The sequence below is a fragment of the Micromonospora sp. NPDC052213 genome (assembly GCF_040679695.1).
Classification (GTDB): Bacteria; Actinomycetota; Actinomycetes; order Mycobacteriales; family Micromonosporaceae; genus Micromonospora.
Genome location: NZ_JBFAVI010000217.1, coordinates 1 through 9,830 on the forward strand (window position 1 = coordinate 1; position 9,830 = coordinate 9,830).

9 protein-coding genes, 1 pseudogene and 1 riboswitch are annotated in these 9,830 nt (G+C 75.9%); of the genes and pseudogenes, 8 read left to right on the forward strand and 2 right to left on the reverse strand.

Annotation, left to right across the window (positions count from 1 at the left end; translation table 11 throughout):
* Nucleotides 1-58: 58 nt before the first annotated feature.
* A complete protein-coding gene (locus tag AB0L34_RS30715) occupies nucleotides 59-1,378 on the reverse strand; it encodes a hypothetical protein (RefSeq protein ID WP_363708791.1) in 1,320 nt (439 codons plus the stop codon).
* A gap of 136 nt (nucleotides 1,379-1,514) precedes the next feature.
* Here AB0L34_RS30715 and AB0L34_RS30720 point away from each other — a divergent pair, with 136 nt between their 5' ends.
* From AB0L34_RS30720 to AB0L34_RS30730, 3 genes are read left to right on the forward strand one after another with little or no spacing between them, the layout of a single operon-like run.
* Complete coding sequence (locus tag AB0L34_RS30720; RefSeq protein WP_363708792.1) at nucleotides 1,515-2,120, forward strand: methyltransferase; 606 nt, start codon at nucleotides 1,515-1,517, stop codon at nucleotides 2,118-2,120.
* A 41-nt stretch (nucleotides 2,121-2,161) separates the two neighbouring features.
* Entirely contained in the window at nucleotides 2,162-3,841 is a 1,680-nt protein-coding gene (locus AB0L34_RS30725) for an ATP-binding cassette domain-containing protein (protein WP_357460265.1), read from the forward strand.
* Nucleotides 3,842-3,874: 33 nt separating this feature from the next.
* A complete protein-coding gene (locus AB0L34_RS30730) occupies nucleotides 3,875-4,837 on the forward strand; it encodes an aldo/keto reductase (protein WP_363708794.1) in 963 nt (320 codons plus the stop codon).
* A gap of 356 nt (nucleotides 4,838-5,193) precedes the next feature.
* Here AB0L34_RS30730 and AB0L34_RS30735 read toward each other — a convergent pair whose 3' ends face one another.
* The gene (locus AB0L34_RS30735) at nucleotides 5,194-6,099 is read right to left on the reverse strand and encodes a DUF559 domain-containing protein (protein ID WP_363708796.1); all 906 of its coding nucleotides are present in this window, start codon (nucleotides 6,097-6,099) and stop codon (nucleotides 5,194-5,196) included.
* Between the two features lie 122 nt (nucleotides 6,100-6,221).
* Nucleotides 6,222-6,330: riboswitch (TPP riboswitch) on the forward strand.
* Between AB0L34_RS30735 and thiE the strand changes: the two genes are divergently transcribed.
* From thiE to AB0L34_RS30760, 5 genes and pseudogenes are all read left to right on the forward strand, one after another.
* Entirely contained in the window at nucleotides 6,325-6,951 is a 627-nt protein-coding gene (gene thiE, locus AB0L34_RS30740; RefSeq protein WP_363708798.1) for a thiamine phosphate synthase, read from the forward strand. (Overlaps the previous riboswitch by 6 nt.)
* Complete coding sequence (thiO, locus tag AB0L34_RS30745; RefSeq protein WP_363708800.1) at nucleotides 6,945-8,099, forward strand: glycine oxidase ThiO; 1,155 nt, start codon at nucleotides 6,945-6,947, stop codon at nucleotides 8,097-8,099. The genes thiE and thiO overlap by 7 nt, the downstream gene beginning before the upstream one ends.
* Nucleotides 8,090-8,290: a sulfur carrier protein ThiS gene (gene thiS, locus AB0L34_RS30750; protein WP_132230919.1), complete on the forward strand. Its 201-nt coding sequence runs from the start codon at nucleotides 8,090-8,092 to the stop codon at nucleotides 8,288-8,290. The genes thiO and thiS overlap by 10 nt, the downstream gene beginning before the upstream one ends.
* A 4-nt stretch (nucleotides 8,291-8,294) precedes the next feature.
* The gene (locus AB0L34_RS30755; protein WP_363708802.1) at nucleotides 8,295-9,065 is read left to right on the forward strand and encodes a thiazole synthase; all 771 of its coding nucleotides are present in this window, start codon (nucleotides 8,295-8,297) and stop codon (nucleotides 9,063-9,065) included.
* 68 nt (nucleotides 9,066-9,133) lie between these two features.
* Nucleotides 9,134-9,703, forward strand: a pseudogene (locus AB0L34_RS30760) (thiamine phosphate synthase); the annotation flags it as partial.
* Between the last annotated feature and the right edge of the window lie 127 nt (nucleotides 9,704-9,830).

Sequence of the window (9,830 nt, forward strand, 5' to 3'; positions counted from 1 at the left end):
TTCCAGCTGAAGACCACCCCGCCGAAGGACCTCGCGGCCGTCCACACCCCGGGGTTCGTCACTCGCCCGGCAGTTTGCTCCCGTCCTGCGTGCCGGTGCGGTCCGCGCCCTCGTCGGTCGGCTGGCCGGCCGTCCCACCGTCCGCCCGGCGCTCCAGCACACCCTGGTTGAGGTGCAGCTCGATCATGTCGAAGAGGATCTCTCTGGCCTTCGTGTCACCCGACCTGATCGTCCCGCCGTCGGCGCGGACGACCACCGCGTACGCGAGATAGTGGCCGCGTACCTGCCAGCCGACCCGAGCCGGCGCGGTGGCGATCGCCTCGGTGCCGTTGTCGGCCGGCATGCCCCGGAACCGGCCCTGCCGCTCGTCGAGCATCTGCCGGATCCGGTCGCGGGCGCGTTCGGCGCTGGCGTGATCGGTCAGGTTGAACAGGCCGGCGGTCACCAGGTGGTCGCCGTCGGGCGTGCGCAGAGTGGCCCGGACCACCTGGTTGCAGCCGAGCCGGACCAGCAGGTCGGCGACCTCCCCGGTGGCCGCGACCGCGCAGCTGGCGCTGGAGTGGGTCTTCAGCACCCGGTACGCGGGCTGCCCGTCGGCGACGACGAGCTGCGTGCCGGGGAACAGCTCCTTGGCCGTCAGCGGCGCCTGGTCGGTGTCCCGGGAGTCGAGGTCGTGCGCCCCGGCCTCGGCCGACTCGGCCACCTGGGGCTGGCCGGTGGGCGTGGTCTGCGGCGTCTGGTCGCGCTCGACCAGCAGGGCGGCGGCGCCGAGGCCGCAGAGCGCGAGCAGCACGAGCACGGCCGCGCCGCCGACCAGCACCTGCCACAGCCGGCCGCCCCCGCCCCGCTGCGGCACGGGGCGCTCGGCGGCCACGGGTGCCTCGACCGCCACGGGTGCCTCGGTGGCCACGAGCGTATCGGTCGCTACGGCCGGCTCGGCCGGTGCCGGCGACACCTGCACGTCCGGCCGCGCCTGCGGGGCCTGCGCGACCTGCGGGGCCTGCGGAGCCGGTGGGGCGGGCGCGACCTGAGGAGCCGGTGGGGCGGGCGCGACCTGCGGGGCCGGTGGGGCTGGCAGGGCCTGCGGGTCGGGCGGTACCTCTGCCTGTGGCACTGGCGGGGTGTGCGGCGCTGGTGGCGGCGTCTGCGGCGCCTGTGGTGCCGGCGCGTGCTGCGCGGGGGACACCGGGGCCGAGGCGCGGACCGGCTCCGGCTCGGCGGGGGGCGGCGCGACCCGGTTGGGCCGGGGCAGCGACGGCGTCGGGAAGCGGGACGGGGAGGGGCCGGCCGGCGGCCCGGCACCGAGCACCGAGCGGCCGGACCGGGGCTCCGGGTACTCCATGAATGCTTCCTCATCGGACTCGTACCGATACACCATGTCGCCCAGGGTAGGAGGCATTGCCCCTTTAGGGGGTAATAACGGGAAATTGGGTGCCTGACTGTTTCGTGTCGTGCTGTGTCCGCTCCTCGGCCCCGGACCGGCCGGTGGCGAGGGCGGTGCGAGAATTGCCGGCGTGACCGGCGACCACTACTTCACCGCTGAACCCGCGACTGCCGCCCACCCGCGTGAGGTCGAATTCGCCGTCGCCGGCCGCGACTACACCCTGACCTCCTCCGGTGGGGTCTTCTCCGCCGCCCGCCTCGACCCCGGCACGGCGGTGCTGCTGCGCAAGGCGGAGCTGCCGCCCGCCGACACGGCCGGCGCACTGCTCGACCTCGGCTGTGGCTTCGGGCCGATCACCTGCGTGCTGGCCGCCTCGGCGCCGTCGGCGACCGTCTGGGCCGTCGACGTCAACGAGCGGGCCCGGGAGCTGACCGCCGCCAACGCGGCGCGGGTCGGCGCGGCCGACCGGGTACGCGTCGCCGCGCCGGACGACGTGCCCGCCGACGTGACGTTCGCCCAGCTCTGGTCCAACCCGCCGATCCGGGTCGGCAAGGACGAGCTGCACCGGATGCTGCTGCGCTGGCTGCCCCGGCTCGCCCCGGACGGCGTCGCCTGGCTGGTGGTCGCCCGCCACCTCGGCGGCGACTCGTTGCACCGCTGGCTGGCCGACCAGGGCTGGCAGGTCGAGCGGCACGCCAGCCAGAAGGGCTACCGGGTGCTGCGCGTCACCCGGTAATTGGTTGGGCCGCCCGGCGGGTGCTCGGGCAGGATGCCGGCGTGGGATACGTGGACGTGGCAGCCGTCGGGCATCTCCTCCCCGACGGACGGGAACTCTTCACCGACGTCTCGTTCCGGGTCGGTGAGGGCGCCAAGGTGGCCCTGGTCGGGCCGAACGGCGCCGGCAAGACGACGCTGCTGCGGATGGTCGCCGGCGACCTGCCGGTGAAGACCGGCGCGATCGCGCGGGCCGGCGGGCTGGGCGTGATGCGCCAGTTCATCGGCATGATCGGCGACGAGTCCACACTGGCCGACCTGGCGCTGTCGCTCGCCCCGCCGGCGCTGCGCGACGCCGGCCGCCGGCTCGCCGAGACCGAGGCGGCCATGCGGGCGGCCGAGGTCCGCGGCAAGTACAGCACCGCCGCCGGCAAGGCCCAGCTGGCGTACGCAGACGCGCTCGCGGCCTGGGGCGAGGCCGGTGGGTACGACGCCGAGGTGCTCTTCGACACCGTCGCCACCATCGTGCTCGGCCTGCCGTGGGACGGCGCTCGGGAGCGACCCGTCCGGACCCTCTCCGGCGGCCAGCAGAAGCGCTTCGCCCTCGAACTGCTGCTGCGCGGCCCCGACGAGGTGCTGCTCCTCGACGAGCCGGACAACTTCCTCGACGTGCCGGGCAAGCGCTGGCTGGAGGGGCGGCTGCGCGAGTCGGCCAAGTCGGTGCTCTACGTCTCGCACGACCGGGAGTTGCTGGCGCACACCGCCGACCGGGTCGTCGCCGTGGAGGGCGGCAGCGCCTGGGTGCACCCCGGCGGCTTCGCGAGCTGGCACTCCGCCCGCGTGGCCCGGCACGCCCGCCTCGACGAGCTGCGCAAACGCTGGGACGAGGAACACCAGAAGCTGCGCGAGCTGATGCTGATGTACAAGCAGAAGGCCGCGTACAACGACGGGATGGCCTCGCGTTACCAGGCCGCGCAGACCCGGTTGCGCAAGTTCGAGGAGGCCGGGCCGCCGCCCGTACCGCCGAAGGACCAGGACATCCGGATGCGCCTGACCGGCGGGCGGACCGGCAAACGCGCGGTGGTCTGCGAGCAGCTGGAACTCGACGGCCTGACCTACCCGTTCGACCTGGAGATCTGGTACGGCGACCGGGTCGCGGTGCTCGGCGCCAACGGCACGGGGAAGTCGCACTTCCTCCGGCTGCTCGCCCGCGGCGGCAGCGACCCCGACCCGGCCAACGGCCCGGTCGACGGCGCGGCGGCACTCGCGCCGGTCGCGCACGACGGGGTGGCCCGGCTCGGCGCGCGGGTGCGCCCCGGGCACTTCTCGCAGACCCACGACCGGCCGGAGCTGATGGCGAAGACCCTCGTGGAGATCCTCTGGCGGGGGGACGACCACCGGGCCGGCATGGACCGGCACGCGGCGATGGCGGCGCTGTCCCGCTACGAACTGGCGGGGCAGGGCGACCAGCGCTTCGGCACCCTCTCCGGCGGGCAGCAGGCGCGGTTCCTGGTGCTGCTGCTGGAACTGTCCGGCGCGACGCTGCTGCTGCTCGACGAGCCCACCGACAACCTCGACCTGGCGTCGGCGGAGGCGCTGGAGGCCGGACTGACCGCGTTCGAGGGGACTGTGGTCGCGGTGACCCACGACCGCTGGTTCACCCGCTCGTTCGACCGGTTCGTCCTCTTCCGCGGCGACAACGAGGTGGTGGAGACCCCCGAGCCGGTCTGGGACGTTGGCTGAGGCGTCCCCGGGCGGCGGACCGGCCGGCATAGGGTGGATCTCGTGACTGACATGATCTACCGCCGGTTGGGCGACTCCGGGCTCGTGGTGTCCGTCGTCGGCATCGGCTGCAACAACTTCGGCCGCAAGCTCGACCTCGACGGGACCCGGGCGGTGGTCGACGCCGCGCTGGACGCCGGGATCAATTTCTTCGACACCGCCGACATCTACGGTGAGCCGCAGGGCGCCTCCGAGGAGATGCTGGGCCAGGCGCTCAAGGGCCGCCGCGGCGACGTGGTGGTGGCCACCAAGTTCGGCATGGACATGCACGGCCTCAACGGCCCCGACTTCGGCGCCCGGGGCGCGCGGCGCTACATCGCCCGCGCCGTGGAGGCGTCGCTGCGCCGGCTCGGCACCGACCACATCGACCTGTACCAGATGCACGAGCCCGACCCGGGCACCCCGATCGACGAGACCCTCGCCGCGCTGGACGACCTGGTCCGCGCCGGCAAGGTGCGCTACCTGGGCAACTCCAACTTCGCCGGGTGGCAGATCGCCGACGCGGACTGGGTGGCGTCGTCCAACGGCCGGTCCCGGTTCATCAGCGCGCAGAACCACTACAGCCTGCTGGAACGCTCCGTCGAGGCCGAGGTGGTGCCGGCCTGCGAGCGGTTCGGCCTCGGGCTGCTGCCGTTCTTCCCGCTGGCCAACGGGCTGCTGACCGGCAAGTACAAGCGCGACCAGGCCCCGCCCGCCGGCAGCCGCCTCGCCGGAGGCGGCCGGTACGCCCAGCGCCTCGCCGCCGCCGACTGGGACACCATCGAGGCGATCGAGGCGTACGCGAACGAGCGGGGACTGTCGATGCTCCAGGTGGCCATCGGCGGGCTGGCCGCCCTGCCGGCGGTGACCTCGGTCATCGCCGGCGCCACCACGCCCGAGCAGGTGCGCTCCAACGCGGAGGCGGGCGCCTGGCAGCCCACCGACGAGGACGTCGACGCCCTCCGCGCCATCCTCTGACCCACCCCGGCACCGCCCCGGGCACCGCGTCGCGATGCCGGTGCGGTGCCGTCCATCCGTCACCGCGCCCGCCTCGCGCCGCGCGGGCTCGGTGGAACGCCATGGGTGTCACCCGGCCCCGCAGACACCCACCACGTTCCACCGAGCGTCGGGTCGCATCGCGCACGGCGTGCCGCCGGCCGTGCGCGGCGGCGGCCCGACGCGTGCCTGATGCTCAGCGGGTGGAACGTCGTGGGTGTCACGGGGGAGGCGGAAGATGCACACCATGGTTTTCCGCCGCTCTGGCGCGCCAGCGCGCCGGTCAGGAGCCGGGAGGGCGTCGGCGTGGGGAGCGGGCCGGGTCAGGGGCGGGCGGGTCAGGGGGCGGGGTGGCGCTCGCGGAGGGCCTGGGCGACCAGGGCGACGGTACGGTCGGGGTGCCGGAGCACGTCGTCGGCGGTGAAGCGGAGGACGACCCAGCCCACCGCGCGCAGGGCGTTGAGGCGGGCGACGTCCTGTCGGAAGTGGGTGCGTTCGCGGTGGTGGTCGCCGTCGTACTCCACCGCGACGCGCAGCCCCGGCCACGCCAGGTCCACCCGGCCGACGAGGCGGCCCGCGGCGTCGCGCACGTCGTGCTGAGCGGTCGCGGGCGGCAGCCCCGCGTCGAGCAGGAGCAGCCGGAGGCGGGTCTCCATCGGCGACTCGGCCAGCGGCTCCGCCAGCGCCAGCACCTCTCGCAGTAAGGGCAGGCCGGGCCAGCCGGGCCTCGCGTCGGCGTATGCGCGCAACGTGGGCAGCTTCACCACCCGGCGGTGCAGCAGCGCGTCGACGGCGACCAGGGCCTCCTCCCGGGGGGCCTGGCGGCCCAGGTCGAAGGCGGTGCGCAGGGCAGTGGTGACGGGCAACCTGCCGAAGCGGGTGCGGTCGGACTCCGGCACCGCCGACCGGGTCACCCGCAGCCGCGGGTGCGCGCGCATCCGCGCGGCGCGCGGCAGCAGCACGGCGACCGGCGTGTCCCGGTCGAGAAGGTCGACGCCCCAGAGGTACGCGGCGCTGCGGCCGGCGATCACCCCGCCGGTCGGTAGCGCCAGCGCGACCGCGTCGCACCACATCCGGTGGTCGTCCACCCGGTAGCCGTCCCGGTGCACGTGGACGTCGGGGAGGAGCCGCCGCCAGGACCGCCCGCGCAGCATCGTCCAGGTGACCAGGCCGTCGGCGACGGCGGCACTGCCCAGGAAGGGGCGAAACGCCAGGCGTGGGGGAACTCGGGCGGGGGAGGGCATCCGGACAGCATGGCGTGACCGCGTCGTCACGCGCCGCCCCGGTCGTCGGCTTCGGACGGTCGGTGTGAAATCCGCGTCCTGCCCTTGGCGGATCCGGCGATCCGTCGTACGGTGACACGCGCAAGTGACCCACGGGAGCCCGGTGCACCGGGCTGAGAGGGGGGCTGAGAGCCCCCGACCGTCGAACCTGATCCGGGTAATGCCGGCGCAGGGAGGAGTGTTGCCGTGCCGTCCCTTGGGCGACTGCATCTGATCACCGACACCCGACCCGGGCGGAATCCGCTGGCCGTGCTGCGGGCCGCCCTCCCGGTGGCCCGCGCCGAGCTGGTCGTGCAGGTCCGCGTCACCGACGACGCCACCGACCGGGAGGCGTACGACCTGGCTCGCCGGGTGGTCGCGCTCTGCGCGCCGTACGACGTCCCCTGCCTCGTCAACGACCGGCTGCACGTGGCGCTGGCGGTGGGCGCCGCCGGCGGGCACGTCGGCGCGGCGGACCTGCCGGTCGGGGCGGCCCGCCGGGTGCTCGGCGCGACCGCCGTGCTCGGGGCCACCGCCCGCGATCCGGGGACGGCCGCCGAGGCGGTCGCCGCCGGGGCCAGCTACCTGGGCGTGGGTCCCTGCCACGCCACGAGCACCAAGACCGGCCTGCCGGCGCCGATCGGGCCGGCCGGGGTACGCGCCGTCACCGCCGCCGTGGACGTGCCGGTGGTCGCGATCGGCGGGGTGACCGCCGCGAACGCGCCCGCGCTGCTGGCCGCCGGGGCGTACGGGGTGGCGGTGGTGGGGGCGCTGTCCGGGGCGGCCGATCCGGCCCGGGCGACGGCGGAGCTGCTGGGAGCGCTGGGGTGCTGAGCCGGCCGGACGTCGCCGTGGTGGGGGCGGGACCGGTCGGGCTGGCGATCGCCTGGCGCTGCGCGGCGCGCGGCCTCCGGGTCGCCGTGCACGACCCCGCCCCCGGGTCCGGCGCGTCGCACGTCGCCGCCGGGATGCTCGCCCCGGTCGCCGAGGCGTACTTCGGCGAGCACGAGCTGACGCGGCTGCTGGCCGCCTCCGCCGCCCGCTGGCCGGCCTTCGCCGCCGAGCTGACCGCCGCCGCCGGCGTGGACGTCGGCTACCGGACCGAGGGCACGCTGATGGTCGGGCTCACCGCCGACGACCTGGCCGAGGCGCGCCGGCTGTGGGCGTACCAGCAGGGTCTCGGGCTGCCGGTGACGCCGTTGCGCCCCTCGGCGCTGCGGGACCGCGAGCCGGCGTTGGCGCCCCGGGTGCGCGGCGGCGCGCTCGCCGCCACCGACCACCAGGTCGACCCGCGCCGGCTGGTGCCGGCGCTGCGCACGGCCGCCGAACGGGCCGGCGCCACGCTGGTGCCCGCCGCCGTGCGCCGGCTCTCCGACGTGGACGCGCGCGTCACGGTGGTGGCGGCCGGCTGCGGGGCGGCGGCCCTGACCGGGCTGCCGGTGCGGCCGGTGAAGGGCCAGGTGCTACGGCTCCGCGCGCCCGGCGGCGGCGCGCCGGGCTTCCGGCACGTCATCCGGGGGTACGCCGACGGCGAGCACGTCTACCTCGTGCCCCGCGACGGCGGGGAGGTGGTGGTGGGCGCCACCGTCGAGGAGCGCGCCGACACCGACGTCTCCGCCGGGGCGGTGCTGCGCCTGCTCCGCGCCGCCGTCGACCTGCTGCCGGAGCTGGCCGAGTACGACCTCGTCGAGACCCTCGCCGGCCTGCGCCCCGGCACCCCGGACAACGCCCCGATCCTCGGCCCGCTGCCCGGCCGGCCGGGCGTGCTCGCCGCGACCGGTCACCACCGGCACGGCATCGTGCTCACCCCCCTCACCGCCGACCTGATCGCCGAGCTGGTCGTCACCGGTACGGCGGACCCGCTGCTCGCCCCCTTCGCCCCGGACCGGTTCGCGCCGGCCGCCACCGCCGACCCGGCCGGCACTGACGCCGACGGCCGCTCCGGCGCCTTCGCACCCGAGGAGGAGCACACGTGGAACTGACGGTGAACGGCGCCGGGCGCAGCCTGCCCGGCGGCTCGACCGTGGCGGACCTGGTCCGCGCGGTCACCGACCAGCAGCGCGGCCTCGCCGTCGCGGTCAACGGGGAGGTCGTGCCGCGTACCGGCTGGCCGGCGACCGTGCTGCGCGACGGCGACCGGGTCGAGGTGCTCAGCGCCGCCCAGGGCGGGTGACGCGGTGAGCCTCGACCTGGGCGGCGTGCGCCTCACGTCCCGGCTGATCCTCGGCACCGGCGGCGCGGCCAACCTGCGCGTGCTGGAGGACGCGATCCGCGCCTCCGGCACCGAACTGGTCACCCTGGCCCTGCGCCGCGTCGACACCGTCCCCGGCACCGCCGGCGGGCTGCTGGACCTGCTCGACCGGTGCGGGGTGCGGCTGCTGCCGAACACCGCCGGCTGCTACACGGCGGGCGAGGCGGTCAAGGTGGCCCACCTGGCCCGGGAGGCGTTCGGCACCGACTGGGTGAAGCTGGAGGTGATCGGCGACGAGCGCACGCTGCTGCCCGACGGGGTGGAGCTGCTGCGCGCCGCCGAGGAACTCGTCGCGGACGGGTTCGTGGTGCTGCCGTACACGTCGGACGACCCGATTCTGGCGCGGCGGCTGGCCGACGTCGGCTGCGCCGCGGTGATGCCGGCGGGCGCGCCGATCGGCTCCGGCCTGGGCGTGTCGAACCCGCACCACATCCGGCTGATCCGGCAGAGCGTCGACGTGCCGGTGATCCTGGACGCCGGCATCGGCACCGCCTCCGACGCGGCGCTGGCGATGGAGCTGGGCTGCGACGCGGTGCTGCTGGCCAGCGCGGTCACCCGGGCCGCCGACCCGGTGGCGATGGCCACCGCGATGCGGTACGCGGTCGAGGCGGGGCGGCTCGCGTACGGGGCGGGCCGGATCGCCCGCCGCTTCCACGCCCTGGCATCCACCCCCGACGACGGACGGCCGGACCTGTGACCCGCACCGGTCCCGTTCCGGCGGATCCTGGTACGGAAGCGCCCTTGGCGGGGCCGTCTCCCACCAAGATCCCGCGTGGGCCGTCCGGCGTCGTCGTGCTGACCGACCGGTGGCAGGCGCGGCGGCCACTGGCCGAGGTCGTCGCGCGGGCCGTCGCCGGGGGAGTGCGGTGGGTGGTGCTGCGGGAGCGGGACCTGCCCCGGGCCGAGCGCGCCGATCTCGCCGTCGAGCTGCGTGCGATCCTCGCCGAGGTCGGCGGCACGCTGGTGGTGGCCGGCCCGGACCCGCTCGACGGGGACGCGGTGCACCTGCCGTCGGCCGGCCCGTACCCGCCGCCGCGCCTCGGCCTGGTCGGCCGCTCCTGTCACAGCCGGGCCGAGCTGACCCGACTGACCACCGAGGACTATGCCACCCTCTCGCCCGTCTACCCGACCAGCACCAAGCCCGGCTACGGCCCACCCCTGCGCCCCGACGGGCTGCGGGAGCTGGTCGAGGCCAGCCCGGTGCCGATCCTGGCGCTGGGTGGGGTGGAGACCGTCGAACAGGTACACGCCTGCGTGACGGCCGGATCGGTGGGCGTGGCGGTGCTCGGCGCGATCATGCGCGCCGACGATCCCGAGGAGGCAGCCGCCACACTGACCGCAGCCGTCCAGCCTGCGGTTGCCGAGCAGCCGCGTGGCCGGCGCGACTGGGCGGAGGTCTCCGGGACGGGGCTGCGGCCGACCGTGCCCACGGAGGGATCAAGCCAGTCCGCCCCGGGTGGGC

Coding starts and splice junctions, on each gene's coding strand:
- AB0L34_RS30735 (WP_363708796.1), bottom strand. CDS start 6,099: ATGCCCTCCCCCGCCCGAGTTCCCCCACGCCTGGCGTTTCGCCCCTTC.
- AB0L34_RS30715 (WP_363708791.1), bottom strand. CDS start 1,378: ATGGTGTATCGGTACGAGTCCGATGAGGAAGCATTCATGGAGTACCCG.